The organism is Anaerococcus prevotii DSM 20548, assembly GCF_000024105.1.
Classification (GTDB): domain Bacteria; phylum Bacillota; class Clostridia; order Tissierellales; family Peptoniphilaceae; genus Anaerococcus; species Anaerococcus prevotii.
In genome coordinates, this window is the sequence record NC_013171.1 from 1833035 (window position 1) to 1858951 (window position 25917).

Sequence of the window (25917 nt, forward strand, 5' to 3'; positions counted from 1 at the left end):
AATTTTTGCTATATATTAAAGCTTTTTTGTAATTTAAGGCAAAAAAAGAAGACCTACTGGCCTTCTTTCTAGAATTATTTTTGCTCGGCTATAATATCTTTGACCTTCATTAGTCTTGATATAGTAGCTCTTTCGTTTTCTTCTAGCTTGCTTCTTATATATTTGATTGTCTCTTCAAGATCTGGGATAGTCCTGTATTCTAGGGCATTTACCCTTCTTCTTGTGCTTTCAATCTCATCTGCCATAAGCTGGGTTGTCTTTTCAAGCTCAGCAAGCTCAAGGAGCCTATTCATAACTTCATTGAGTCCCTTTAGAGCCTTATCAAGCCCTGCTGATGTTTCTGCATAGCCGTATGGGAACATGCTGGCGTTCTCATTTTCTTCGACCTTAAATTCCATTTTGGGAATTCTTACACTCATGACATTTTTGATACTTATATCAACGCCAAGTTTTTGAGTAGGAAAGCTCACCGCTTCCTCCATAAATTCCGGGCTCATAAAAGCACTTGCTATAAGGAAGTCTGAAAATGAATCCTCTAATTCCTTCTCTACTTCTTCCCTTAGTTTTTTATTTTTCCTAATAAGCTCCAAGAACTGTCTCATAAGCTCATCTTGCTTATCCTTTAGTAGCTTATAGCCACGTTTACTCGTAGCAAGTCGCTCTTTTAAGGTATTTAGATTCATCCTCGTTGGCGTTACTTTTAATCTTGCCATACTTAACTCCTAATCTAAATATTTTTCAATTAACTTATCGTCAATTCTCTTAAGCTCTGATTTTGGTATAATTTTTAGAAGCTCCCAACCTAGGTTTAGGGTATCTTCTATGGTTCTGTTAGTGTAGTAACCTTGGTTGATGTATCTTTCTTCGAATTCTTTGGCAAACTCAGCAAAAGCAAGGTCTGCATCTGATAGAGCAGAATCACCCAAGATCTTTTGAAGCTCTCTTGCATCAACTCCTGATGCGTAGGCTGCATAGATTTGGTTCATTGTATCCGCATGGTCTTCCCTAGTCTTGCCCTTTCCTATACCCTTATCCTTAAGTCTTGATAGGGATGGAAGGATTGATACAGGTGGCTCAATTCCTTGGTTATAAAGCTCTCTGTTAAGGATGATTTGGCCTTCTGTAATATATCCTGTAAGGTCTGGGATTGGGTGGGTGATATCATCTTCTGGCATGGAAAGAATTGGAATTTGTGTAATTGTTCCTGGCTTTCCACGTAGCTTTCCAGCTCTTTCATATATTGTTGAAAGGTCTGTATAAAGATAACCTGGATATCCACGACGTCCTGGTACTTCCTTACGAGCAGCTGATACCTCACGAAGGGCCTCTGCGTAGTTGGTCATATCTGTCATGATTACAAGAACTTGCATATCCTTTTCAAAGGCAAGGTATTCTGCTGCTGTAAGAGCCATCTTTGGTGTTGATAGACGCTCTATAGCTGGGTCATCTGCAAGGTTCATAAATAGGACAGATCTGTCTAAAGCTCCAGTTTTCCTAAAGTCATTCATGAAAAATTGTGCTTCTTCGAATGTTATACCGATAGCTGCAAATACAACCGCAAAGCCTTCATCATCTGACAAAACTCTCGCTTGTCTTGCAATTTGGGCAGCTACTTGGTTATGTGGAAGACCGTTACCAGAAAATATCGGAAGCTTTTGTCCACGAACTAGGGTATTTAGTCCATCTATAGTTGAGATTCCTGTTTGGATAAACTCTGATGGATAGTCTCTTGATACAGGGTTTATAGCTGTACCATTTACGTCACGTTTTTCTTCAGGAATTATAGCAGGGCCATCATCGATTGGCTCTCCTAGACCATTGAAGGCACGGCCTATCATATCTTCTGATACACCAAGCTCAAGAGGTCTTCCTAAAAACCTTACTGAAGTTGATTTAAGGTTGATACCTGTAGATCCTTCGAAAAGTTGGACCATGGCACGGTCTTCCGCAATCTCTATTACACGACCACGGCGGCGTTCGCCTGTTTGCATTTCTATATCTACAAGCTCATCAAAGCTAACACCCTCTACTCCTTGAACGAGCATAAGAGGGCCAACTACTTCAGAAACTGTTTTATATTCTTTTAACATTATGCCTCCCTTATAAGCTCTTCAATTTGCTTATCAATTTCACTTCTAATCTCTTCGATGTTTCCTAAGTCATCTTCTGAGATTAGTTTTAGTCTTGTAATCTTCTCACGAACTGGAAGTTTCTCAATTTCTTCTAGCTCTACCCCAGCGGATAAGGCTTCTAGTGACTTATCGTAATTGTAAAGAATAGTAGCAAGCATCTTATCTTGCTTTCTTAGTGAACAATAAGTATCTACGTCGTGGAAGGCGTTTTGTTGGAGGTAGTCCTCTCTGATTGACTTGGTAACGTCAAGTTTTAATTTATCGTCATCAGATAGGGCGTCACGTCCTACTAGCCTTACTACTTCTTGAAGTCCTGATTCTTGTTGGAGTAGACTCATAGATCTCTTCCTGTTTTTGGAGAATTCTTCGTCAACTTCACTATCTATATACTTATCCATCTTGTCTTGATAGAGTGAATAAGATGATAGCCAGTTTATAGCTGGGAAGTGTCTTTGGTAAGATAGGTCGTAATCTAGTCCCCAGAAGACCTTAACTATACGAAGGGTCGCTTGGGTAACAGGCTCTGATAAGTCTCCTCCTGGAGGGCTTACTGCTCCTATTACTGATAGGGAACCTATATCATTCCTTGATCCTAAAACTTCAACCTTTCCTGCTCTTTCGTAAAAGTCTGCGATCCTACTTGCAAGATAAGCTGGGAATCCTTCATCTCCTGGCATCTCTTCAAGACGACCACTCATCTCACGGAGAGCTTCTGCCCATCTAGATGTAGAATCTGCCATCATAGCTACGTTATAGCCCATATCTCTAAAGTATTCTGCAAGGGTAACTCCTGTGTAGATACTTGCCTCACGGGCTGCTACTGGCATGTTTGAAGTGTTTGCTATAAGAACTGTACGTTTCATGATTGATTCGCCTGTCTTTGGATCTATAAGCTCAGGGAATTCGTTAAGTACATCAGTCATCTCGTTTCCACGCTCACCACAACCTACATAGATTACTATGTCAGCGTCGGCAAACTTTGCTATCTGGTGTTGGACTACAGTCTTACCAGAACCGAATGGTCCAGGTATTGCTGCTGTACCGCCCTTAGCAACTGGGAAGAAGGTATCTATAACTCTTTGACCTGTAATAAGTGGCTCATCTGGGTCGATTTTCCTTCTTGAGGGACGAGCCTGTCTTACTGGCCATTTTTGAAGCATACTTACTTCTTTATCGCCATCTTCTGTTTCTATTATTGCTATTGTTTCATCGACTGTAAACTCGCCAGCTTTGATGTCTTTGATTGTTCCTGATATGCCGATTGGAACCATGATCTTGTGGGTGATAACACTAGTCTCTTCAACTTCGCCTAGGATATCGCCTGATTCAACCTTGTCAGAAACACTTGCTGTTGGGTTAAATTCCCAAGTCTTTTCCCTATCAAGGGCTGTGCTTGTTACACCTCTTTCTAAGAATTCTCCTGCTAAATCTTGAAGTTTCTCAAGAGGTCTTTGGATCCCATCGTACATCTTCTCAAGCATTCCTGGTCCAAGTTCTACTGAAAGAGGATGTCCAGTAGAGACTACTTCGTCTCCAGGGCCTATTCCTGTTGTTTCCTCGTAGACTTGGATACTGGCAACATCACCTCTCATCTCAATTATTTCGCCGATGAGCTTATCTTTTGATACCTCAACCACATCGTAGATATTAGCGTCAGATAAGCCGCTAGCTTCTATCAATGGTCCAGATACCTTTGTAATTTTACCTTTATTCAAATTAAGCTCCTTTAATCTAGAATGTTTGCTCCTACAGCCTTCTCAACAGACTTGTTGATATCAGCTAAGCCTATTCCCATTGATCCCTTGTTTGATGGGATTAGGATAATGGCTGGAGTCATTTCTTCTCTATATTTATCAATTGTAGATGGAATCTCTTTGGCTAAGTCTTCTGTTATAAATATCACACCGAATTCTTTCTTAGCCAAATCTTTGATTGTCTTTTTTGCATCAGTTCCATCTATTGCTGTATATACTTCAACACCCAATGCCTTGAATGCAAGGATTGAGTCCTTATCTCCTATTACTGCTACCTTATACATAAGATTTCCTCAACTTTTCTAAAGTAAATTCTTTATCCAACTTATTGAGTTTGGATACGAGTAGAATCCTCAAGTTTTTGATCTCAGTTTCCTTAGATATTACATAATTCATTAGGACTTCTGGACCAAAAGTTATCATCTTAGAATCTCTCGTATAATCAGTCATATGAGAATCTATGGCCTTTTCTAGAGCTAGGATATTATCATCGAGATTAAGATCATCCTTTAGGCTGTCTTTTACGTAATCACCAATTTTGGCATTAGAAAGACTTCCTATAAGTTGGTTAATCTCGTAAGAGAAATATTCCTTAAACTTAATAGGCTCAATAAAGCCGCCTTCTATAAGAGTCTTTTCAAGAGTTTCCATATCTTCGCCTTGACTTTTAACTCTAAGAAGGCTCTTAAGATTTATCAAATCAATTGTTTCTCTAGTAAAGTCTATCAGAGTATCTAAGTCTAGAGCTTTCGCATCTAGTAAGAGTTTCTCATAATAAGACTTATCTAGGCTTATATCTATATCTTGAGGATTTTTCGTCTCTTCGTAGTAAGATAGGGCCTTTTGGGCATAGTCTAGATATAAGTCTCTCGGATCTTTGCCTATATTGTCTTCCTTGTCGGATGAAAGACTCGCTACTTTATCAAAAAAGTCGCTTTTCCTATCTTCTTTGATGAGGTTTTTCTTGATATATGCTAGGTCAACATCTCCCATCTCTAGGTAAAGAGAAGAGTAATCCGCATCTTGGATTAATTCCTTTACTAAAACTTTGAGATTGTGGAAGATATATTTCTCCTTCATATAGTTTATAATCTCCTTGTCAGGAGCTATATCCTCAATTGCTTTGTAGACTCTTTTTAATTCATCTTTTAGAATTTTCTCATATTCTTCTGGCCTGTCGAGATCGTTGATAGGTCCCCTGTAGATTGTTTCGTTTAGTTGATTTAAAACATCTCTTAGAGAGTCATAATCGTTGAGTCTTTCAAGGTCAGTCCTTGTAAGGAGGTTTTTTTCATACATTCTCGTTGAAATAGATGCGCTTATATAGTCATCTTTATTCATCTAATCACCTCACTTAAATAGAATATCTGATATTTGTTTTTTAATATCGTCGCTTTTGTATTTGATCAATGAAGAAAATCTATTGTCATATTCTATCTTGCCATCTCTAACGATGAAGCCTTCGTCAACTGTCTCATCTGAGATTTTAAGATTTCCTAAATCAGCAAGGCTTAAAGAATCCTTAAACCTATCTTCTAGGAGAATCTCGCCTTTTTCTATATTTGATTTTTTCAAAGTATTTAAGACGTAATTCTTATAAGAAGTTTCATCCATAGATTTTAGATTTACTAAAAGCTCATCTAAAACACTTTCTATAGCTGAGTTTTTGCCGGAGATAATGATATCTCTTGCTTCTCTTTTGGCAGAGACCTTTTCATTTGAAAGAGTTAGGTCAGCTTCTTTTTTAGCATCAGCTAAGATTTTGTCAGCCTCTTTTTTAGCCTTAGTTTCCATACCTTCTAGGATAGTCTTAGCTTCTTCTTGACTTTTTTCTAGTATTTGATTTTCTTCTTTTTCTGCTTTTTCTCTTATGCTTTGTAATATTAATTCAAGATTATCCATAATCTTATCCTAATATTAAGCGTTTAGTACAAGTAGTAGTGATATAACGAATCCAAGGATAGCATATAGCTCAACCATTACAGAATAGATTACACCCTTGATGAATTCATCTTCTTTTTTAGCTAAGATGTTTACACCTGCTACAGCTACTCTACCTTGAGCTATTGCTGAGTGATATCCTACTATTCCTACAGGAAGTGCTGCCATTAGTAGGTAAAGACCTCTTGCTGTATCGATATCTCCACCTGTAATTTGTTGGAAGATAAAGAAACCAATTACGAATCCGTAAAGACCTTGAGTACCTGGTAGAAGTTGTAAGATAAGTGCCTTACCAAACTTTTCTGGCTCTTCTACTGTAAGTGCTGCTGTCGCTTCACCTGTCATACCTGTACCTTTTGCAGAACCCATTCCTGATAGGAATGTAGCGATTGCTGCTGCTAGAACTGCAAATACTAAACCACCATTTTCAACTAAAAAATTACTCATTGTCTCCTCCTCTTAATATTTTGACAAATTTTGTATCTTCAATCATCTCACGGAACTTAACTCCGCCACCTTCATAAAATTTATTAAACATCTCTACATATATAAGTCTTAGACCATGTACATAGGCTGATAGATAAGATAGGAACATGTTAAATAGTTGGAATACAACAAATATGATAATTCCAGCTATGATTCCTCCGATTGAACCATTACCTGCGACCAAGTCTACAATTAAGTTTACAGAATAAGCCACGAAGCTTCCTGATAATACTAGGGCCATAAGTCTTAGGAAGGATACGAAATCTCCTATCCAGCTCGTAAGTCCATAGACTTCATAGAAACCTGATCCAATCCTTCCTCCGATAGATTTAGCTTCTCTACCAGAAAATAGGAAGATTCCTAAAATACCAATAATCATAACCCATTTTGCTATAGGGTTTTTAGTTAAGGCTAAAGCTACCGCTCCGCCTACAACCATATACATAAATCCTACATCGTACATAGCATCCATTGGCTTTCCGTCTCTGATATACATATAAGCTTTTACAGCTAAAGCGACGAACAGTGAAACAGCTCCTATTACCAAGCTCATCACTATAAGCTCGTTGATGTCTGTCGCTGGATCTATTAAACCAAATGGTACATCTATTATTCCACCAAATACTGATCCAAATATAGCTCCAAATACACATGCAGAAAGAGATATCCTTAAGAATAATCTCAAATTCTTCTCAGTAGAAGTTGGGAACTTCTTTAGCTTAAGGGCAAGTAATATTGCTATTGTTGCAAGGGCCCCATAGCCTAAGTCTCCTATCATAAAACCTGTAAATATTGTATAAAATATTGCTACAAGTCCACTTGGATCTACTTCGTTGTATTTTGGAAGTGAATAGGTCTTTACAACCTCCTCATATGGATCGACCAACTTATTGTTCTTAAGTATTATTGGAACACAACTATCTTCCTTATCAGCTTCTTCGATATCAAGTATGTAGGCATCACCTAAAACATTTTTAATATCTTTTTTGAATCTCTCGGTAGCTTCTACCGGAACATAGCCTTCAATAACGTTCATAAGCCCTGTCTCTAGGAAAAATTCACTTGATTCTTCCTTTCTTCTTAGGTTTAGGACGTAGGCCTTGTAAATATATAGGTCCTTTAAGTATTTTTTGAAATCTAGAATTTCATTTTCGAGATTTTTAATTAATTGTTCTTTATCTTCGAGTTTGCCAGATAGGTCATAGATTTCTTCTCCTATCTTGCTAGTTGAATTAATTTTAACTCTGCTATAGCCGAACTCTCTTAGAAGTTCTACTAGATCTTCCTTTTCTTCTATACTTGATAGGGCGACTATATAGTTTGTCTTATCAAGTTCAGAGACTTTGTATACTAGAGACTTTTCTAGATTTCTTTCTACTATGGCTTTTTCAAGTGCATCATAGAATTGATCAGAAATTGTCCCTGTCTCTACAAAGACTCTCTTAGAATCGTAGAGTTCTTGGATGTCTACATCTATATCCTTCCATGGCTTAAGAGCTTCTATTTTATTTGTAAGCTCATTTCTTTGGCCTAGGGCCATCTCTCTTTGGCCTACGAGGTCTTTTATCTTGCCATATATAAGATCGAAGTCGAAATTCGCACCCTTTTTCTTTACATCTTCTAAGCTAAGTTCAGTAAAACTTGTATCTGGTTTGATGTCCCTATCTTTCATGTAATTTTCTAAAAGATTAATTACATAATCGGCCCTGTTTATACTAGAGTCGATTTTTTGAAGTTGGTCTGTGTTTCTAACTTCTGAAAGATAGGATCTTTGCTCATCTTCTTCCAAATCGTTAAAGTGAACATAGTTAAAAGCTTGAAGGATATTTAGCAAGTCATCCCTTTCGGATTTAAAAGCTAGCAAGTTAAACTTATTCATTTTAACTATTGCCATTTTCTATAATCCTTTCACTTAAAGATTTAACAATACCATCTATAGTATCTTTACTTTGATTCTTAAGCTTTTCCGAATCAGCCTTAGCTTCTTCGATAGTAGGCTCTTTGTCTTTATTTGCAGCTTTTTCTGCATCCTCAAGAATCATTTTTGCCTTTTCTTTCGCTCTCGTGATTGTTTGTTTGTACTCATCATCTGCCTTAATCTTGGCTTGGTCGATGATCTCACGAGCTTTAACTTTTGCATTATCGATAGTCTCATCAGCCTTATCTTCGGCCTCTTTGACTTTCAATAAAATATCGTCAGCCATCTTTCACCCCCTATTTGCCTTATTAAAATTATATCATAAAATACCTATATATGATATAATTAACCGATAAATAAGATTTTTAAACATATTTTTGAGGATAAGAATGATTAAGAAGCTAATAATACTTACAATATCAATGTTTTTAATCGCTTGCGATGGCGATTTTAATAAGACCAATGCTAAGGAAAATAAGACAAACATGGCCTATACCTTCGATAAGATGACAGGATTTGAGGAGGATAAGTCCCTCTGCTTTAAATCTACTGCCTCTTACTTTTATGGAAATATAGCTACAGATTCAAATTCATCCTACGAGAAAAATGAGCTAGCTAATCTTGATTACAATCAGGATTTGATATTTGCTAATATGCACATAAGGATTCCTACAAGGTGCAAGGTCTTTAAGAGTAAGAGTAATGATAAATATATTATAGATTTGCCTTATAGCTCATCTTATAATATATTCTTAAGCTTTGAAGAAGTGAAAAATACTAAGATTTCGAACCAAAAAGATATCTTAAAAGCTTGTCAATTATCTGAAAAGACTATAGATAGCGGGGAGAGAATCATTAGCCACTCTCTTAGAAATAAGATGACCAATGTCGACTCAGCCTACTTTATAAGCGAAAAGGGTGAGCAAAGACTTACTCATTTTTTTGTAAAGACTCCTTCATCCATAATCCACTTTACAATCACTGAAGATAAGACCCTAAGTGCAAAGGCTAAGGATATAATGAGCGATATCTTAATCGCCATGTATAAGGAAAGCGACGATCCTATGGAGATTTCCAAAGACTTTACTGACTATACAGATAAGATAAATGTCTTTGCAACAAAAGATGTTGAGATGGGAAAAATAAAATTTAAAATACCAGATAACTTCCTCCTAAGCCAGGATAAAAACGGCATCAGGGCCTATATATCAAAGGTGGATGGAGAAGTAGTCTCAGAGCTTATAATAAAAGTAGATGAGAAAGATGGTAGAAGTATCGAAGACATAGCCTCTCTTAACTCAGGCGATATAATTTATCCAATAAATATCGTAACAAATGGAGTAAGCGAGAAGGGAGATATAAACAAACTCTCCTACATGAGAAACGGCTCAAGGCTCTACGCTCCAAATTTTTCCCTAAAAGGAGATAAGGTCGTAGTTGAGACCAAGGATGAATTTGTAACGTTTTTTATCCTAGGACCTCTAAATGACAATGACCAGACAAGTATTATGACAAAGTCCATTATATCAAGCATAGATAAGAAAAATTGAAAGGAAGATCATGACAGAAAGAATACTCCATGTCTTTGGCACCCTAAATCGTGGAGGAGCCGAGACTTTGGTAATGAATATCTATAGGAATATAGACAGAAGCAAGATCCAATTTGACTTCGTAGTCCACCACGAAGAAGAAGGGGCCTACGAGGAAGAAGTAAGAAAGCTCGGAGGAAAGGTCTACAGGGTTCCAAACTACAAAGGCACCAACCACTTCGCCTACAAGAAGGCCTGGGATAAACTACTAAAAGATCACCCAGAATATAAAATCGTCCACTGCCACAAAGAATCTATCGTATCCCTTGTAATGGATGAGGCAAAGAAAAATGGAAGAATTGCCATAGCCCACAGCCACAACACCCAAAACATACCGGGATTTAAGGGAAAAGTTATGGATGTCCTAAATAAAAACGTAGATGCTAAGGCCGACTACCGCTTCGCCTGCTCAGTCGATGCAGGATATTGGATGTTCGGTAGAGATAAAGACTTTACAGTTATAGATAATGGCATCGAAGTGGAAAATTTCACCTACAATCCAGACATAAGAGCTAAAATCAGAGAAAAACTCGGATTTTCCGATAAAAAAGTTTTAGGCCATATAGCAAGATTTAACAAGCAGAAAAACCACTCCTTCCTAATCGATATATTTGCCGACTTAATAAAGGAAAATGATGATTATCTCCTAGTTCTTGCAGGCGTAGGTGATTTAAAAGATGAAATAGAAAATAAGGTAAAAGACTCAGGAATAGAAGATAAGGTAATCTTTTTGGGTTCTATCGGCTATGTAAATGAGCTCCTCCAAGCTATAGATATCTTTATCCTTCCTTCTTTATACGAAGGACTTGCCGTATCTACCATAGAGGCCCAGGCCGCAGGACTTAAGTGTCTATTAGCAGACACCATAGATAGAAACTCTAAGATAACAGACCTAGTTGAATTTATCCCAATTGATGGGGGCACAAGGCCATGGATTGAAGAAATCCACAAGGCTCTTCCCTACCAAAGAGAAGATACAAGCGAGATGATAAAAAAAGCAGGATTTGATATAAGAGAAACTGCAGAAAAATTATCAGAATTTTACCTCAATCTAATAAAATAAGTTATCAATCCCTAGAGATGTAAAATTTCCGGGGATTTTTCTATCTTATTTTTTTACATTCTATTGTATTTTTTTAAATTTAGGGATAAAATAATAAAATAAAATTTTGGAGGATTTATGATAGAATTATTAAAAGCTTTTGATAAGTTCCTCTGGGGTCTACCTTTGATAGTGGGCATCCTAGGAACTGGCATATACATAAGTATTAAGACAGGCGGCATTCAATTTAGGAAACTATCCTTTGCCCTAAAACATACCTTGGGAAATATTTTCGAAAAGGACCACGACCACAAAAGTGGCGACATATCACCCTTCCAGGCCCTAGCCACAGCCCTTGCAGGAACAGTTGGGACAGGAAATATAGTAGGAGTTTCCCTCGCCATTCTCTTGGGTGGACCTGGAGCTATATTTTGGATGTGGCTTGCGGCAATTTTCGGTATGGCAACTAAGTTTGCCGAGGTAAGCCTTGCGGTTTTGTATAGAGAAAAGAAGGGCAAGGGATTTGTGGGCGGACCCATGTATTATATTAAAAACGGTATGGGCAATGAGAAACTCGCCAAGGCCTTTGCAATCTTTTCTGGCCTTGCTGTTTTCGGTATAGGAAACTCTACCCAAGCCAACGCCATAGCTGGAGTTCTTAAGGAAAACTTAAATATCAATCCCCTAATAACTGGGATAATCCTAAGCATAATTGCGGCAATTGTAATCGTTGGAGGTATTAATTCCATATCCAAGGTTACAGAGAAACTAGTTCCCCTCATGTCTATTCTTTATATAGGAGGATGTATCAGCGTCTTAGTCGTTAATTATTCTAATATCCTTCCTGCCTTTAAGGAAATATTTCTAGGAGCCTTCAGCCCCAAATCTCTTGGAGGAGGATTTGCAGGTATTTCTATTAAGTCTGTCATAAGTGCCGGTATTGCTCGTGGAGTCTTTACCAACGAAGCAGGTCTTGGATCATCCCCTATAGCTCACGCTTCTGCCAAAACCGACCACCCTATCCGCCAAGGTCTTTGGGGAATAGCGGAAGTCTTTGTCGATACCATCATAATTTGTACCATGACAGCCTTGGTAATACTTACTACCGGGGCTAACACAAGGGCAAATGTCGATGCAAGCGCCCTAGTCTCCAAGGCCTTTGCTAGCGGATCAAGCTTCGGTCCTATGATTGTAACAATTGGCCTAAGCCTTTTCGCCCTATCTACAATCCTTGGTTGGGCCTACTACGGAGAGGTAAGTATAGGATTTCTCTTTGGCGAAAAAGCCTTCATCCCTTATAGAATAGTCTATGTGATTTTTGTCTTTCTGGGAGCAAACATGGACCTAGGCCTTGCCTGGACTATAGCAAATATCCTAAATGGCCTCATGGCCCTACCTAACCTCATAGCCCTCATAGCCCTAAGCCCAGTCCTTGTAAAATTGAGTAAAGATTTCTTCAAGGATCCAGAAAGAATTAGAAAATCTAGCGAAGAATACAAATCGCATCTAAAATAAGACAAGCTAAAACCGACCTTAGCCCAAAGCCTTGGTCGGTTTATTTTATAGGTCATCTTCGATAATAGATGATTTAGAGTAGGCTGTTACTTTTGCTTCGAAGAAGTCTGTCTTTACTCCGTTTGGATCTGAGTATTCGTCTACCCATTTCATAGATTCTGGTATTTCCTTATATCCTTCATAAAGTGGCTCAAGTCCTAGGCCTTTGGCTCTAAGATTGCCCAGATATTTGATATAATCTTCTATCATCTTCTCGTTAAGTCCAGCTATACTATTACCTATAGAGTATTTGCCCCAGGCAATTTCTTGTTCTACTCCTTCTTTTAGCATTTCTCTATAGTAGTTTTGTAATTCAGGGACAAAGAGGTCTTCTCTTTCCTTCTTAAGGTCATTGATAAGAGATCTAAAGAGCCAGAGGTGGGTATTTTCGTCTCTGTTGATGTATCTTATCTCTTGAACTGTCCCTGGCATCTTGCCGTTTCTTCCGAGATTGTAGAAGAAGGAGAAACCTGAGTAGAAATAGATTCCTTCTAGGATGTAGTTTGCTATAAGGACTTTCATAAATCTAAATTCGTCGTCATTTTCCAAGAATTCGTTGTATTGGTCTCCTATAAACTCATTTCTCTTAAGGAGGTGCTCATCTTCCTTCCAGAGGTAGAGGATTCTTGTTCTTTCTTCTGGAGAACAAATCGTATCTAGGATGTAGGAATATGATTGTGAGTGGATTGATTCTTGGTAGGTTTGAATTGACAAGCAAAGATTGATCTCATTTGCTGTAATGTAGGTCTGTAAGTTTGGTAGGTTGGCTGTTTGGATTGAATCAAGATAGGTTAGGAAGGAGAGGATCCTATCGAATGCCTTCTTCTCGTGCTTATCAAGCTTCCTATAGTCCTTGATATCTTGGTTTAAGTTAATCTCTTCTGGTATCCAGAAGTTGTTCATAGCCTGTCTATACCAATCGCTTGTCCAAGTATATTTAAGATTGTTAAAATCGTTTAGGTTGGTGGTGTTTCCTTGGATTATTCTTCTCTTGGATAGGTCAATATCCCCATCTTCATTGAAAATACCACGCTTATTAACTTCTTTTTTCTTGCTTTCTTCCATTATTTACTCCTTATAAGATTGATTGAACAATCGATGCAATTATGGCAAGAACGATACTTGCTATAACTAAACTTCCTAAGTGACTGTCTATATAAGCTCCGTCAACAAACTTGAAGGCAAGATACAAGACAAAGGCATTGATGACTAGGTTAAACAAGCCTAGGGTCAAAAATGTGATAGGAAAAGATAAAAACTGCAAAATTGGCTGAACTACCTTTTGTAAAAGTGTTAGAACAATTGCAGTAAGAACAAGGGCAACTGGTTTATCAAATGAAATGTGTGAAATGAAGTTACTCATAAGCCAAAGAGCAACGGCATTTGCTATAAATAGTACCATAAAATCTCCTTTATTTATTTTATATTATTATATTAGAAGAAAAAATAAGGGCAAGATTGGAAATTTTCATTTTTCTGGTAAGCTATTTAAAAAGGAGAAATCTATGATTTTTATTAGCGGAATTTTGTATATATTATTAGCTATTTTGGGTTTTTTTGTAGAGATTAATAACTATATTCTTATAGCTATGATCTTTGTTTTTGCTATAAGTCTATTCAAGGAAAGAGAGCTTCTAAGAGGCGTGGGAAGTATTAAGACTAAAATAATATCTATAATCTTTCTTATAATCTTGATATTTATTCTTTCTCTAGTCCAAGAAAAATTAGCAATTACAAATTACAGCTTCATAAATAATGACAATAAAATAGCTTATTCCTACCTAATAGTCTCTTACCTAGTCTTGACAGCCCTAATAGAAACTAGAAAATCTTTAAAAACACCAAAAAATTAGGACATCTGCAAAATCCCACTTTTGTGTGACCAACATAATTAAACTATATTCTTTTAGTCGCTCGCAATGTACTCATATTAATGAAATATTACAGGTTAGATTAGAATTATACAATATTTAATTTATACAATTAAATTGATGCTTAAATTTAAAATATATAGTAACAGTTTTGAAGTTTAGCCGCAAGTAGCAAATGTTGCACGTTTAGTAGATAGATATACCAAAGAAGTAAGAATCTATAGCCAATATTGTTAGCCTACTTTTAAGAGTTCGATGAAAAAAAGCTCATAAAAGGAGTTTTATCAAAGTAGCATCAGACTTTACAAAAATCAAATTCATCGTTTAAAAATATTTAGTATATTGAAAATGATAAAATGAGGAGTAATTATGAATTCTAGAAAAAAAATTATTATCACATATATACTTATCTTGATTATATATTTATTAGTTGAGTTCTTAGTTCCAAATTCTTATAAACACTACAGATACTTTATGGTGATTTTTGCTGTACTTATGTTGATTTTAACTTATATCCAATACAAAAATGATAAGAAGTCATAATAAAATCAATAAAACTTTTGTCGAGAAAATTTAAACGGGCTGTATCCTGTTATTTACAGATTACATCCCGCTTAAAAGATTTAATTTATTACATTTTAGTAGACTCAGGTCAACCCCATTTCATCACATCTTTTTGATTATTCTAATCCTTAGAATCCATTATTTATTTTTAGCTTGCACATGAATCACATTCTTCAACTTCTTGGCTCTTTCCTCTGACATAGTATATAGACTTAACTCCAGCCTCCCATGCTGTTATATAGATATTTAATAACTGTCTCATGGTATATTCTGTGGTTATATAGATATTTACTGATTGGGCTTGGTCGATGTGCTTTTGTCTTACTCCTGCCATGCGCATAGATATGTTTTGGTCTATGTCGTGGGCATTTTCGTAGAGCCAGAAGGTCTTTGTTGTAAGTCCTGGGGCAACTCTTGGAACTATTGCTCCCTTTTTCTCTTCTAGGAAGTAACGGCTCATGATTGGGTCTACTCCTGCGGATGTTCCAGATATGATTGATGTTGATCCTGTTGGAGCTATGGCCATTAGATAGCCATTTCTTAATCCATTTTCCTTAACTTCTGCCCTTAACTTCTCCCATCTTTCGCTCTTGTAATCTCTTAGGTCGAAGTAGGCTCCAGTCTCCCAGTCGCTTCCTTCAAAGCATGAGTAAGCTCCCTTTTCCTTGGCAATTTCCATGGATTCCTTGATGGCGTAGAAGTTTATATCTTCATAGACCCTATCTACAAATTCACCGTGGGCCTCTTCATTTTGCCAGCTTATGTCATTTTTGACTAGCATGTGGTGGTAGCCACTTGTTCCTAGTCCTATAGCCCTGTACTTTTTGTTGGTTACTTTGGCATATGGAGTTGGATAGTAGTTTAGGTCGATTACATTATCAAGGGCCCTTACAACTGTTCTTACGGTCTCCTCAAGCTCTGCACTATTATTTACATCTACCTTACCTAGGGTTAGGCTTGCCAGGTTACATTCTACGAAGTCGCCTGGTTTTGTCTTGTTTACTATAATTGTGTCCCCATTTTCATCGACTATTTCTGTTGAGATTGACTCTGATGGACTCATGTTTTGAGCGATTTCTGTACAGAGGTTTGATGAATAGATCATTCCCTTGTGCTTGTTTGGATTTAGTCTGTTTACTGCATCTCTATTAAAGACAAATGGTGTTCCCGTTTCTGTCCATGATTTTATGAGTAGTCTCACCATATCTTTAACAGACATAGTTCTTCTAGAGATATCTTTATCTGCTACAAGTTTCTTGTAGAATTCTTCGAATTCTTCTCCGTAGGTGTCTTCCAAGGCTCTTCCATATTTTTTCTCTACTTCGTGAGGATCGAACATATGCCAGTCGGCATTTATATCATCACGGGTTAGTCTCCAGAAAAGGTCTGGAACGCATACTCCAGGGAAGACATCGTGGGCCTTCATCCTGTCATCTCCGTTATTTGTCCTAAGTCCCATAAATTCTGGTATATCTTTATGCCAAATATCTAGATATACTGCAACAGCTCCTTGCCTTACTCCTAGTTGGTCTACTGCTACAGCTGTGTCATTGGCAAGTCTTATCCAACGGATAACTCCACCAGCAACTCCTTCAAAGCCACGTATGTCTGAGCCGTTAGCCCTTACCTTTCCAAAGTAGAGACCCATTCCTCCTCCGTGCTTTGATACTTCCGCAAAGTTTGTTACAGAACGATATATTCCCTTTAGGGTATCTGGAACTGTATCTATAAAGCATGAGGATAGTTGGTTAAATGGCTTTCTAGCATTGGTCATAGTAGGGGTTGCCATGGTTGCTTTAAGGGTTGAAAGGATATCGTACAACCTTTTAGCAAATCCTATCTTATCCTTCTCAGGAATTGCAAGATGCATGGCGATTCCCATAAACATCTCTTGTACCTTTTCTAGGATATCTCCCTTGTGGTTAGTAATTAGGTATCTTTTTCTTACAAGGTCAAGGCCTGAGTAGGTAAAGATCTTATCTCTAGAAAAGTCCATATAGGCTTCTAATTCGTCTATCTCTTCTCCTGTATAGTTTTCTAAAATATAAGATCCATATAGGCCTTCTTCTGTTAGGAATTCTATCTTGGATTTGAAATCGAAAAGCTCGTATCTTTCTTCACTTTTTTCTATTTCATAATTAATCTCTTGCATGAGAAAGCGTGCTGCTATTATCTCCCAATCAGGAGCTTCCTTGCTGGTAAGCTCGCTTGCAGCTCTTGTTATAGCCTTAAGCATATCCTCTTCTGTCATATTTGCCTTAAGGAAGGATTCGAATTTAAAAAAGAGGGATTCTATTGGGTATCTTTGATTATCAAAGTCTGCTTGAACTTCAGTTATTATATTAAGAATATTTTTATCATCTATATATTTGGAGAAGTCTCCTATAACTTTTCTGTCCATATTGTGCTTGGCACGGTAGAGGATAAATGATTTTACCTCTCTGTAGTAATTCTCATCAATTAGGGTAAGCTCTACCAAGTCTTGGACTTCCTCGACCGTTACTGTGTGATCAGCTGGATACTTTTCCTTGATTGTCTTTTCTATCTTTGAGGAGATTTTCCTGAGATCTTCCTCGCTTATCATACTATCAACAGAATAGAAGGCCTTAGCAATTGCTTTTTCTATTTTTTCTCTCTCAAAATCTGCCCTCGTACCGTCTCTTTTAATAATTTCCATCTTAACTCCTTAATCTCTCACAAACGAACAACAAATAATATATAAACTAATATCAACTTTTCCCATTCTCTAAAATAAATATGATCTATCGCACTTTTAGGATAGGTCCAAATTTCCTTATGAATTTGTAGTTACTTTATCAAAAGTCTAATACTAGATGTAGTGTTTTTATCTTGTAATCGTCTATTATCATACCATATATTGTGGTTTTTCAAAATAAGAAAAAACAGCATAAATTAGCGATTTTTGTAATTCATGCTGGTTTTTTCTGTGATTTTTTCTAAATTTTATAGATTTTCTCCGTACAGATGGTCAAATATATCTTCCTTAACTACAGTAGTGTCGAGAAGTATATCAAAGAGTCCTTGTTTTTTGGGACTAAGACCAACTATTAGGTAAAGAATTTTAAATTTATTTAGGACAAATCTCCCGCAAATTTCTCTAAGTATTATTTGAGAGAAACTTAGCTTATCACTTGTTAGGGATACCACCCTAAGACCTAAGATCATCTTGCCTAGGGTCCTTCCCCTTGTGAAAAGTGTCATCAGAGTAAAGTAGGCTAAAGTAAGTCCTGTCCTAAGGACTTCACCGAGGCTAAAACTCAAGATGCTTGCATCCATATCTAAGGGCAAGAATACTTTTAGAATTGTAAATATTCCTCCTACAACTAGCATATCTATAAGAAAGGCTACAAGTCTTAGGAAAAATCCCGCATAGGCAAAGCGGTAGTCTTTCTCTCTAAAAGGAATTTTAACTTCAGTCATTGTAATCACCATACAAATACATTGGCCTTGGGCCTCCGTTTTTCATTAATTTATCAAGTATTGCAAGGTCGGATTCGCTTTTCTTAAGGTCTGTGACTTTTGAAAATATTGATGAGAAAGATCCCATAATATTTTCATTTCTTATTACCATCGGATCTTCTAAGTTATTTTCACTTGCCATATCTCCTATAGCAGAATCGAGATCTCCTATTTTATCAACTAGTCCATTTGCTAGGGCTTGGCTACCATCGTAGACCCTTCCATCAGCGAGCTTCCTAACTTCTCTTTCAGAAAGACCACGACCTTCTGCTACAATTTTTACAAATCTATCAAAGGCTGAGTCTACAAGTCCTTGGAAGTATTCTTTTTCTTCCTTGCTCATATCTCTTCCTTGGCTTCCGGCATCTTTCATCTTACCTGTTGTTATATTTTGCTCTTTAATTCCATACTTTTCAAAAAGTCCTTGGAGGGAGTAGGATTGGATGATTACTCCGATCGATCCTGTCCAGGTCTCATTTGATGCGTAGATCCTATCAGTTAGGGCTGATATATAATAGCCTCCGCTTGCTGCCATCTCACCCATTACAGTATATACTGGTTTTTCTGCTTCTTTTAGGGCCTTTATTTGATTTGCGATTCTCTCGGAGGCATAGACTGATCCACCTGGGGAATTTACATTTAGGATAACTCCCTTAACTAGTGGATCTTCCTTGGCGTTTTTAAGCTCTTCTACTACGAAGTCATTGGCATCATTGGATGAGATTACTCCATCGACATCTACGACCTTGATTTTTTCCTTAGGGTTTGTTCCTTGGATTACTTCTTCCGTATAACTAGAAAAGTCCGAGAAGTTTTTCATATACTTATCTCTTATATTTTGCTCTACTTCCTTGTCCTTATCCTTAGCAAATACCGAAACCACTAAGACTAGGGCGGTTATAGCCAAGGCTATCCATTTTTTTGCGTTATTTTTCATAAATCTCCTCTTAATTCATTTCCTATTTCTTAATCAGTATAACATAAAGCTTCAAAGCTGTTAAGTTATAGATTAAATTGCTTTTTCATCTAAGTTTAAGTACAATATTAATGCATCACAAGTATCGTTAACACTAGATACATTGTTAATGTATAGCTCCCTTTGGAGCTATTTACATAAATCCGGGCTTAGATTAGGCCCTTTTTCTTTTGCCAAATTTACAAGCACAGATACCGCTTCATCTAGGAGCTCTTCTATGGAAGGCTTTTCTTTAGAAACTATTAGGGTCTTGCAACAATCAAATGGGATTAGGATTCTTGTAGCTTCTGATTTTCCAATAGCCTTGGCTATTTTCTTGCTTATCTCCCCGTGAAGAGAATTAGTTATTACTATTCCTGTAGTTCCCAATATATAATCACAGTCCTTGACATTTACGACAATAGCATTTTCACCAGTCGCAATTATATCAGCTCCGGCCTTTTTCATAGCCTTACTAGAAAAATAATTAGTTCCTAAGCCATAGACTAGAGCATCTAGATTTTCTTTCTTGATTTTACTTACAAGGCTTGCACCTATCGAGCCTCCCTGGCCATCAATTACTACTATCTTCATATCTTCCTCCTTCTAATATTTTATCATAAGCTTAGTTCTTGACCTAGTTTTTTTTATATGTTAAGATAAATTTGTTAGTATGAAGCTGACTTTTTTAGATTACCATGAGGGTTTAGGGGATTCCTATGCCCTTTTTTATTTATAAAAAGAAAGGAATATGATGGACATAGATAAAGAAAAAAAAGAAAAACTCGATAATATAGTCAAAGATCTCCTCAAGGAGAAATTTGTCCTAGCCTTTTCTGGTGGTGTTGACTCATCTCTAATCTTAAAGCTTGCAAGCATGTATAGAGAAGAGAAAAACGATGTCGTAGCTATAATGTATAACACAAATACCACTCCAGACGGAGATTTAGAGAACTCTCAAAACTTAGCCTGTGAGATGGATGTCGACCTAAAAGTTGTAGATATTGATGTCTTCGACAATGAATATATAAAACATAACACTATTGACAGATGCTATCATTGCAAGAGCTTCCTGTTCGAAGAAGCCTTCAAGCTAAAAGATGCGCTCGGCTACAAATATGTCGTAGATGGGTCAAATCTCGAAGATTACAAGGTTTTTAGACCTGGAGTAAGGGCCCTTAACGATAAGGGAGTTGTAAGTCCCTTAAAGGAAGCTGGCTTTACTAAGGATATGGTAAGAGCCTATGCCAAAGAGTTAAACCTATCTGTATACAAGAGACCTTCCGCCCCATGTCTTGCAACAAGATTTCCATACAATGAACTAATTGATAAGGATAAATTTGAAGCAATCAACAAGGCGGAAATCTATCTAAAAGATCTAGGTCTTGAAAATGTCCGTGTTAGAGTCTACGGAGATAATACTAGAATTGAAGTCGATAGGAAGGATTTTGATAAAGTATTCAGTCAGGTAGATGAGATCGTCTCAAAACTTAAAGAATTTGGTTTCAAATATATAAATCTTGACCTTGAAGGCTATAGGTCCGGGTCAATGGATGAAGTAATAGAAAAGGAAGATAAGCTTAAGCTTAATCCATGGTTAGATCATGAATGATAAAGAATTTTTAGAAAATATTAAAAACGGCAAGATGACAATTGATGAGGGCTTAGCCTATCTAAAGGACTTTAATTTTAAAGATATAGATATAGCAAAGCTCGATTTTCAAAGAAAAAACAGGAGGGGCTTTCCTGAGACAATCTTCTGCCAGGGCAAGGAGGACTTTGCTTTGGTGGAAATCTTTAAGGCCTTTGCCGAAAGAAACGACTCAGTAATAGGCACTAGGGCGACCAAGGACCAATACGAGCTTGTAAAAAGGGAAATTCCTCAAGCAAAATACGACCCTACAGGAAGGATTATCTCCCTAGAATATGAAAGTCTCCCTCAAATAGGAAATATCGCAATTTGTACAGGCGGAACTGCAGATCTTTTCGTAGCAGAAGAGGCCGCCCTTACGGCAGAGTTTTTTGGATCTAAGGTAAGTCGCTTCTACGATGTTGGAGTATCTGGTCTTCACAGGATGTTAAATAAAATCGACGAAATTAAAAAAGCTAATGTGATAATTGCGATAGCAGGAATGGAAGGGGCCCTTGCCACTGTTCTTGCAGGCCTTGTGGATAAGCCAATTATAGCAGTGCCAACTTCTGTGGGCTATGGGGCAAGCTTTAATGGTATATCTGCCCTCCTTACCATGCTTTCGACCTGTGCCGAAGGAATTTCTGTAGTAAATATAGACAATGGCTACGGAGCAGCCTATGCTGCTTGCCAAATAAATAAACTAATAGAGGAGAAATAAATGGACTTATATTTTGAAATGTATTCTGGAATAGCTGGAGATATGACAATTGGAGCTCTCTTAGACCTTGGAGCAAGTCAAGAAAAGCTAATAGAAGCAATCGATTCACTTGGTATTGATGGCTACAAGTTAGTCTTTGACAGGGCCCTAAAGAGCGGAATCGATGCCTATAATTTCGATGTGATCTTAGAAAGTGAGAATCATGACGAAAATCACAGCAATATCCATGAAGATCATAACCATAATCATGACCATAATCACGAACACAATCATGAACACAGCCACGATCACCACCATCATCATGATCATAACCATAATCACGACCATGACCACCACTCTCACAGCCATGTTCATAGAAATATCTCTGATATAGAAAAAATTATTAAGGGCTCAGACGTTCTTTCAGAAAAAGTAAAGAAAGACGCCCTAGGGATTTTTGATATCATTGCAGAAGCAGAGTCTAAGGCCCACGGGGTAGATAAAAGCGAGGTCCACTTCCACGAAGTAGGAGCCATAGACTCCATCATAGATATAGTTGGGGTAACAGTCCTTCTAGAAGACTTAGGTGTGGAAAATATATACTTCTCCAAGCTCTTCGAAGGATGCGGCATGCAAAAATGTGCCCACGGCTATATGCCAATCCCAGTTCCAGCAGTAGCAAATATCTTGAAGGATTCAAATATCAGCCTCAATATCATAGATGACTATGGCGAGCACGTAACTCCAACTGGAGCTGCTATAGTTAAATATTTTTCTACAGGAGAAAATATCAAAGAGTTTGCAATCAAGAAAATCGGTCTCGGTGCAGGCAACAAGGACTTTGAGAAGTCTACTAATGTCCTAAGGGTAATGGAGATAGAAAATCCTAAAAAAAAAGCCTAATCCTAGCAGAGACTAACATAGATGATACTACAGGGGAAGTTTTGGGCTTTGTCATGGACAAATTAATGGAAGTTGCTAGGGACTCCTTCTACACTCCAATTTTCATGAAGAAAAACCGTCCAGCCTACAAGCTTTCCGTCCTATGTGATAAAGAAAGAATAGAAGAAGTTGAAGATATAATCTTTGCCAACACTACATCAATAGGAATTAGAAAAATAGAAGTATATAGGTCGATCCTAGATAGAGACATGATTTCCATAGACTATGATGATCTAAAACTTTTCTTTAAGAAAGTCTATCATAAGGATTCATCCTACCTATACCCAGAATATCAGTCGGCCAAAGACTTGGCAGAAAAGGAAAATATATCAATCAAAGAAGCCTTTGATAAAATGAAATCAATTTATGGAGAAAAATATGAAAATTAAATTAAGAAATATTGGTCTTTTAATAGTCTTCCTCCTAGTCCTTGCCTCTTGTGGAGGAAATAAGGCAGCGGAAGAAAAAGTAGAGACTAAGGTAGAAAACAGAAAAAGCACAGAAGATAAGAGTGAGGCCAAACTTGTAATTGAAGATGTCCTAGGACGAAAGGTGGAGCTTGATAAGCCAATGGATAAGGTCATAATCCAAGGCTCAGGTTCTGGTGGTCCCTTTATGACTATGATGTATCTAGATAAGGAGAATTTCTATAAGAAAATCGCCGCCATGGATGACGGTATAAGACGCGATAGAAACGACCTCTACCAAAGGCTAGTAGATAAAATCCCCGAGCTAGATGATGTCAAAAGAGTAAGTAACTTCGCAGACAACGACTTTTCCCTAGAAGAGCTCCTATCCATAGACGCCGATGGAATCATCGCCCCTGTTTCCTACAAGGCCCAGCTAGATGTAATCGAAGATAAGATAGGCCTACCTATAATCTATGTAGACTATCACAACCAAGACTTCGACGATCACCTAAAGTCTACAGAAATTATAGCCAAGGCCACAGGACTTGATAAAAACCTCGACAAGCTAAATGGCTTCTATAAGGAAAAGATCGATTCGATGAAAGAAAGGCTTAAAGATGTAAGTGATAAGCCAAGGGTCTATCTGGAGCATGGCTATGAAGGAGAACATGCCTACGGTAACTCCTACGGCAACGAAATGATGTGGGGTAAGATCATAAACGATGCTGGCGGATACAATCTCACAGGAGACGTCTTGGGAGAAAAGGAAGCGACTCCCGTTTCTGAGGAGTTTGTCCTATCTCAAGATCCTGATATGATTTTTGTCACTGGAGCAGAATGGGTTGAAAAGCCTGAGTCAATGAAGATGGGCTTTGGAATTAGTCCAGAAGATGTAAGTAAAAAGATTGATAAATACAAGATACGAAATGGATGGAAAGATTTGACCGCCATGAAGGAAAAAAATGTCTATGTCATAGGGCAGAACTTAGCAAGGGACATGTGTGACTTCTACGCCTACGAGACTCTCGCCAAGACCTTTCACCCAGAGCTTTTCGAAGATGTGGATCCAGAGGCTGATATGAAAGACTTTTACGAAAACTTCATGCCTATAGAATATCAGGGAACTTGGTTTAGCAAATATGAGTAAGAATAAAAAGATTCTTATCCTAGGCCTAATAAGCCTTCTCGTTTGTGCGATAGATTTATTCATTGGAGTGGGAGAGCTTGTTCCAAGAGACCTCGTGAGTCTAAACGAACTTCAAAGAACAATTCTTTTTAAAATAAGAATGCCAGAGATGGCTACCGCCCTTATTATTGGCATGATCTTAGGCCTTGCTGGAGCCTGTATGCAGACTATCCTAGACAATCCCCTAGCAAGTCCCTTTACCCTAGGGGTCTCATCTGCTGCAGGCTTTGGGGCCTCCCTCTTTCTCCTTTTAGGTATATCGATTAATCTTATAGCCTTCGGGGCCATAGGCTTTGCCCTCATAGCTATAATCTTCGTCTATATAATATCAAGGAGAAGCTTCGCCCACACAAGCTCCATGATCCTTGCTGGAATTGCCGTCAAATTCTTCTTTGACTCGCTTACAAGTCTAATGCAATACATATCCACAGACGAAACCCTCTCATCAATCGTCTTTTGGCTCTTTGGCTCTGTCTCAAACACCAACCCCAAGCAAATTGCGATTCTTTTCGCATCCTTCATCCTAGCCTTCATCCTAATCATCAAAGACAGTCACAAGCTTACTAGCCTGAGATTTGGAGAAGAAAGGGCCAAAAGTCTGGGAGTAGATGTAAAAAGAGTAAAGATTAAGACCTTTATGATAGTATCGATTCTTTCATCAATCGGGGTAAGCTTTGCAGGTGTGATAGGCTTTATAGGCGTCATAGCCCCTCATTTAGCAAGGAAAATCCTAGGAGAAGACCAAAGGTATTATCTAATAGGCTCAAGCCTTATAGGGGCAATTCTTTTGGTATTTTCATCAGGCCTATCCAAAATCGTAAAGCCTGGCGCCATCCTTCCTATAGGAATTATAGCAAGTCTTGTTGGACTTCCTTTGATATTTATATTCTTTTTTGGAGGCAAAAATGATTGAAGCTAAAAACCTATCCATCTCCTACGACAGGAAGATAATTGATAATATATCCTTTAAGATAGAAGAAGGCAAGGTGAATATTCTCATGGGAAGAAACGGATCAGGCAAATCGACTATCCTAAACGCCATAAGCGGAATCAAAAGTTACGAGGGTGAGATAAAAACAGACGGAAAAGTTTCCTATCTTAATCAAAATATCAATTCAAAGGCAAAATTTACAGTATTCGAGACTATCTTGCTTGGCAAGGTAGCTGATCTTTCCCTAAGAATTACGGACAATGATAAAAAAGACGTCGAAAAAATCCTAGACCTATTAGATATAAGAGAGTACAAGGATAAGTATATAAATAGATTGTCAGGAGGAGAAGTGCAGAAGGTCTTTATAGGCCAGGCCCTTGTAGCAAATCCCAAAATCCTCCTTCTAGACGAACCAGTAAGTGCCCTAGACCTCAAAAACCAATACGAGATTATGAGAATCATAAAAGATTTGACAGAAAAGTTAAATCTTACGACTTTAATAAGTCTCCACCAAATAGGCCTAATAGAAAAATTCGCAGACAATATCATCCTAATAGATAATCAAAAAATCTACAGACAAGGCCCATCCAAAAAGGTCATGGACGAGGAGATGTTTAGGGATATATTCGACATGGAGACAGATATAAGGGATTTTGATGGAAATAGGCATATATATTTTAAGTAAAAGGGGCTGTTGCAAAAATCCCAATATAGAAAAAGACGAGGAAACTAAACATCCTCGTCTTTTTCTGATACAATGTATTTATGAAAACCGTTACAAATACATCATCATTAACCAATTTTACACTAGTTGATGATACAATTCAATTAA

General features: G+C 37.5%; 27 protein-coding genes. 12 read left to right on the top strand and 15 right to left on the bottom strand.

Annotation, left to right across the window (positions count from 1 at the left end):
• Positions 1-74 precede the first annotated feature (74 nt).
• From APRE_RS08620 to APRE_RS08660, 9 genes are read right to left on the bottom strand one after another with little or no spacing between them, the layout of a single operon-like run.
• Positions 75-713 (bottom strand): V-type ATP synthase subunit D, encoded by a 639-nt coding sequence (locus tag APRE_RS08620; protein WP_015778600.1) that lies wholly within the window; start codon positions 711-713, stop codon positions 75-77.
• Positions 714-722: 9 nt separating this feature from the next.
• On the bottom strand, positions 723-2090 hold the full coding sequence (locus APRE_RS08625) for a V-type ATP synthase subunit B (protein ID WP_015778601.1): 1368 nt from the start codon (positions 2088-2090) through the stop codon (positions 723-725).
• Positions 2090-3847, bottom strand: coding sequence for a V-type ATP synthase subunit A (locus APRE_RS08630; protein WP_015778602.1), 1758 nt, complete (start codon positions 3845-3847; stop codon positions 2090-2092). The genes APRE_RS08625 and APRE_RS08630 overlap by 1 nt, the downstream gene beginning before the upstream one ends.
• An 11-nt stretch (positions 3848-3858) precedes the next feature.
• A complete protein-coding gene (locus APRE_RS08635) occupies positions 3859-4170 on the bottom strand; it encodes a V-type ATP synthase subunit F (protein ID WP_015778603.1) in 312 nt (103 codons plus the stop codon).
• Positions 4163-5227: a V-type ATP synthase subunit C gene (locus tag APRE_RS08640; protein WP_015778604.1), complete on the bottom strand. Its 1065-nt coding sequence runs from the start codon at positions 5225-5227 to the stop codon at positions 4163-4165. Before APRE_RS08640 ends, APRE_RS08635 begins: the two co-directional genes overlap by 8 nt.
• A gap of 9 nt (positions 5228-5236) precedes the next feature.
• On the bottom strand, positions 5237-5788 hold the full coding sequence (locus APRE_RS08645) for a V-type ATP synthase subunit E (RefSeq protein ID WP_015778605.1): 552 nt from the start codon (positions 5786-5788) through the stop codon (positions 5237-5239).
• A gap of 15 nt (positions 5789-5803) precedes the next feature.
• Positions 5804-6274, bottom strand: a complete 471-nt coding sequence (locus APRE_RS08650; RefSeq protein ID WP_015778606.1) for a V-type ATP synthase subunit K — start codon at positions 6272-6274, stop codon at positions 5804-5806.
• Positions 6267-8207, bottom strand: a complete 1941-nt coding sequence (locus APRE_RS08655; protein ID WP_015778607.1) for a V-type ATP synthase subunit I — start codon at positions 8205-8207, stop codon at positions 6267-6269. Before APRE_RS08655 ends, APRE_RS08650 begins: the two co-directional genes overlap by 8 nt.
• A complete protein-coding gene (locus APRE_RS08660; protein WP_015778608.1) occupies positions 8194-8517 on the bottom strand; it encodes a late embryogenesis abundant protein in 324 nt (107 codons plus the stop codon). Before APRE_RS08660 ends, APRE_RS08655 begins: the two co-directional genes overlap by 14 nt.
• A gap of 103 nt (positions 8518-8620) precedes the next feature.
• Between APRE_RS08660 and APRE_RS08665 the strand changes: the two genes are divergently transcribed.
• From APRE_RS08665 to APRE_RS08675, 3 genes are all read left to right on the top strand, one after another.
• The gene (locus APRE_RS08665) at positions 8621-9781 is read left to right on the top strand and encodes a hypothetical protein (RefSeq protein ID WP_015778609.1); all 1161 of its coding nucleotides are present in this window, start codon (positions 8621-8623) and stop codon (positions 9779-9781) included.
• Between the two features lie 10 nt (positions 9782-9791).
• Entirely contained in the window at positions 9792-10883 is a 1092-nt protein-coding gene (locus APRE_RS08670; protein ID WP_015778610.1) for a glycosyltransferase family 1 protein, read from the top strand.
• A gap of 117 nt (positions 10884-11000) precedes the next feature.
• Positions 11001-12377: an alanine/glycine:cation symporter family protein gene (locus APRE_RS08675; protein WP_015778611.1), complete on the top strand. Its 1377-nt coding sequence runs from the start codon at positions 11001-11003 to the stop codon at positions 12375-12377.
• Positions 12378-12422: 45 nt separating this feature from the next.
• On the opposite strand, the gene APRE_RS08680 is transcribed toward APRE_RS08675, so the two are convergent.
• Entirely contained in the window at positions 12423-13481 is a 1059-nt protein-coding gene (locus tag APRE_RS08680; RefSeq protein ID WP_015778612.1) for a ribonucleotide-diphosphate reductase subunit beta, read from the bottom strand.
• Positions 13482-13491: 10 nt separating this feature from the next.
• Positions 13492-13818 (bottom strand): phage holin family protein, encoded by a 327-nt coding sequence (locus APRE_RS08685; protein ID WP_015778613.1) that lies wholly within the window; start codon positions 13816-13818, stop codon positions 13492-13494.
• Between the two features lie 103 nt (positions 13819-13921).
• Here APRE_RS08685 and APRE_RS08690 point away from each other — a divergent pair, with 103 nt between their 5' ends.
• Positions 13922-14269, top strand: a complete 348-nt coding sequence (locus APRE_RS08690) for a hypothetical protein (RefSeq protein WP_015778614.1) — start codon at positions 13922-13924, stop codon at positions 14267-14269.
• A 387-nt stretch (positions 14270-14656) separates the two neighbouring features.
• Positions 14657-14830, top strand: coding sequence for a hypothetical protein (locus APRE_RS09755; protein ID WP_015778615.1), 174 nt, complete (start codon positions 14657-14659; stop codon positions 14828-14830).
• Positions 14831-14999: 169 nt separating this feature from the next.
• On the opposite strand, the gene APRE_RS08695 is transcribed toward APRE_RS09755, so the two are convergent.
• The 4 genes from APRE_RS08695 to APRE_RS08710 all read right to left on the bottom strand — a co-directional run bounded on the left by APRE_RS08695 (position 15000) and on the right by APRE_RS08710 (position 19880).
• Complete coding sequence (locus APRE_RS08695; RefSeq protein WP_015778616.1) at positions 15000-17528, bottom strand: ribonucleoside-diphosphate reductase subunit alpha; 2529 nt, start codon at positions 17526-17528, stop codon at positions 15000-15002.
• A gap of 287 nt (positions 17529-17815) precedes the next feature.
• Positions 17816-18292, bottom strand: a complete 477-nt coding sequence (locus APRE_RS08700) for an RDD family protein (RefSeq protein ID WP_049756239.1) — start codon at positions 18290-18292, stop codon at positions 17816-17818.
• Positions 18285-19268 (bottom strand): signal peptide peptidase SppA, encoded by a 984-nt coding sequence (gene sppA / locus APRE_RS08705; RefSeq protein WP_015778618.1) that lies wholly within the window; start codon positions 19266-19268, stop codon positions 18285-18287. The genes APRE_RS08700 and sppA overlap by 8 nt, the downstream gene beginning before the upstream one ends.
• A gap of 168 nt (positions 19269-19436) precedes the next feature.
• Positions 19437-19880: a DUF3842 family protein gene (locus APRE_RS08710; protein ID WP_015778619.1), complete on the bottom strand. Its 444-nt coding sequence runs from the start codon at positions 19878-19880 to the stop codon at positions 19437-19439.
• Between the two features lie 157 nt (positions 19881-20037).
• Here APRE_RS08710 and larE point away from each other — a divergent pair, with 157 nt between their 5' ends.
• The 7 genes from larE to APRE_RS08745 are packed head-to-tail and all read left to right on the top strand — an operon-like array spanning position 20038 to position 25770.
• The gene (gene larE, locus APRE_RS08715; RefSeq protein ID WP_245941930.1) at positions 20038-20898 is read left to right on the top strand and encodes an ATP-dependent sacrificial sulfur transferase LarE; all 861 of its coding nucleotides are present in this window, start codon (positions 20038-20040) and stop codon (positions 20896-20898) included.
• A complete protein-coding gene (gene larB / locus APRE_RS08720) occupies positions 20891-21637 on the top strand; it encodes a nickel pincer cofactor biosynthesis protein LarB (protein ID WP_015778621.1) in 747 nt (248 codons plus the stop codon). The genes larE and larB overlap by 8 nt, the downstream gene beginning before the upstream one ends.
• Positions 21638-22519, top strand: coding sequence for a nickel pincer cofactor biosynthesis protein LarC (gene larC, locus APRE_RS08725; RefSeq protein WP_015778622.1), 882 nt, complete (start codon positions 21638-21640; stop codon positions 22517-22519).
• Complete coding sequence (gene larC2 / locus APRE_RS08730) at positions 22519-22947, top strand: nickel pincer cofactor biosynthesis protein LarC2 (RefSeq protein ID WP_172540116.1); 429 nt, start codon at positions 22519-22521, stop codon at positions 22945-22947. The genes larC and larC2 overlap by 1 nt, the downstream gene beginning before the upstream one ends.
• A complete protein-coding gene (locus APRE_RS08735) occupies positions 22937-24115 on the top strand; it encodes an ABC transporter substrate-binding protein (RefSeq protein WP_015778624.1) in 1179 nt (392 codons plus the stop codon). The genes larC2 and APRE_RS08735 overlap by 11 nt, the downstream gene beginning before the upstream one ends.
• Entirely contained in the window at positions 24108-25067 is a 960-nt protein-coding gene (locus APRE_RS08740; protein WP_015778625.1) for a FecCD family ABC transporter permease, read from the top strand. Before APRE_RS08735 ends, APRE_RS08740 begins: the two co-directional genes overlap by 8 nt.
• Positions 25060-25770 carry an ABC transporter ATP-binding protein gene (locus tag APRE_RS08745; RefSeq protein WP_015778626.1) on the top strand — a complete coding sequence of 237 codons (711 nt, stop codon included), beginning with the start codon at positions 25060-25062 and terminating at the stop codon, positions 25768-25770. Before APRE_RS08740 ends, APRE_RS08745 begins: the two co-directional genes overlap by 8 nt.
• Positions 25771-25917 lie beyond the last annotated feature (147 nt).

Excerpts from the sequence above, each read along its gene's own strand:
- APRE_RS08695 (WP_015778616.1), bottom strand. The coding sequence starts at position 17,528 with ATGGAAATTATTAAAAGAGACGGTACGAGGGCAGATTTTGAGAGAGAA.
- APRE_RS08700 (WP_049756239.1), bottom strand. The coding sequence starts at position 18,292 with ATGACTGAAGTTAAAATTCCTTTTAGAGAGAAAGACTACCGCTTTGCC.
- larC (WP_015778622.1), top strand. The coding sequence starts at position 21,638 with ATGGACTTATATTTTGAAATGTATTCTGGAATAGCTGGAGATATGACA.
- larE (WP_245941930.1), top strand. The coding sequence starts at position 20,038 with ATGATGGACATAGATAAAGAAAAAAAAGAAAAACTCGATAATATAGTC.
- APRE_RS08640 (WP_015778604.1), bottom strand. The coding sequence starts at position 5,227 with ATGAATAAAGATGACTATATAAGCGCATCTATTTCAACGAGAATGTAT.
- APRE_RS08675 (WP_015778611.1), top strand. The coding sequence starts at position 11,001 with ATGATAGAATTATTAAAAGCTTTTGATAAGTTCCTCTGGGGTCTACCT.
- APRE_RS08740 (WP_015778625.1), top strand. The coding sequence starts at position 24,108 with ATGAGTAAGAATAAAAAGATTCTTATCCTAGGCCTAATAAGCCTTCTC.
- APRE_RS08655 (WP_015778607.1), bottom strand. The coding sequence starts at position 8,207 with ATGGCAATAGTTAAAATGAATAAGTTTAACTTGCTAGCTTTTAAATCC.
- larB (WP_015778621.1), top strand. The coding sequence starts at position 20,891 with ATGAATGATAAAGAATTTTTAGAAAATATTAAAAACGGCAAGATGACA.
- APRE_RS08690 (WP_015778614.1), top strand. The coding sequence starts at position 13,922 with ATGATTTTTATTAGCGGAATTTTGTATATATTATTAGCTATTTTGGGT.
- APRE_RS08680 (WP_015778612.1), bottom strand. The coding sequence starts at position 13,481 with ATGGAAGAAAGCAAGAAAAAAGAAGTTAATAAGCGTGGTATTTTCAAT.
- sppA (WP_015778618.1), bottom strand. The coding sequence starts at position 19,268 with ATGAAAAATAACGCAAAAAAATGGATAGCCTTGGCTATAACCGCCCTA.
- APRE_RS08670 (WP_015778610.1), top strand. The coding sequence starts at position 9,792 with ATGACAGAAAGAATACTCCATGTCTTTGGCACCCTAAATCGTGGAGGA.
- APRE_RS08685 (WP_015778613.1), bottom strand. The coding sequence starts at position 13,818 with ATGGTACTATTTATAGCAAATGCCGTTGCTCTTTGGCTTATGAGTAAC.
- APRE_RS08710 (WP_015778619.1), bottom strand. The coding sequence starts at position 19,880 with ATGAAGATAGTAGTAATTGATGGCCAGGGAGGCTCGATAGGTGCAAGC.
- APRE_RS08625 (WP_015778601.1), bottom strand. The coding sequence starts at position 2,090 with ATGTTAAAAGAATATAAAACAGTTTCTGAAGTAGTTGGCCCTCTTATG.
- APRE_RS08735 (WP_015778624.1), top strand. The coding sequence starts at position 22,937 with ATGAAAATTAAATTAAGAAATATTGGTCTTTTAATAGTCTTCCTCCTA.
- APRE_RS08745 (WP_015778626.1), top strand. The coding sequence starts at position 25,060 with ATGATTGAAGCTAAAAACCTATCCATCTCCTACGACAGGAAGATAATT.
- APRE_RS09755 (WP_015778615.1), top strand. The coding sequence starts at position 14,657 with ATGAATTCTAGAAAAAAAATTATTATCACATATATACTTATCTTGATT.
- APRE_RS08665 (WP_015778609.1), top strand. The coding sequence starts at position 8,621 with ATGATTAAGAAGCTAATAATACTTACAATATCAATGTTTTTAATCGCT.
- APRE_RS08620 (WP_015778600.1), bottom strand. The coding sequence starts at position 713 with ATGGCAAGATTAAAAGTAACGCCAACGAGGATGAATCTAAATACCTTA.
- APRE_RS08645 (WP_015778605.1), bottom strand. The coding sequence starts at position 5,788 with ATGGATAATCTTGAATTAATATTACAAAGCATAAGAGAAAAAGCAGAA.
- APRE_RS08660 (WP_015778608.1), bottom strand. The coding sequence starts at position 8,517 with ATGGCTGACGATATTTTATTGAAAGTCAAAGAGGCCGAAGATAAGGCT.
- APRE_RS08650 (WP_015778606.1), bottom strand. The coding sequence starts at position 6,274 with ATGAGTAATTTTTTAGTTGAAAATGGTGGTTTAGTATTTGCAGTTCTA.
- APRE_RS08635 (WP_015778603.1), bottom strand. The coding sequence starts at position 4,170 with ATGTATAAGGTAGCAGTAATAGGAGATAAGGACTCAATCCTTGCATTC.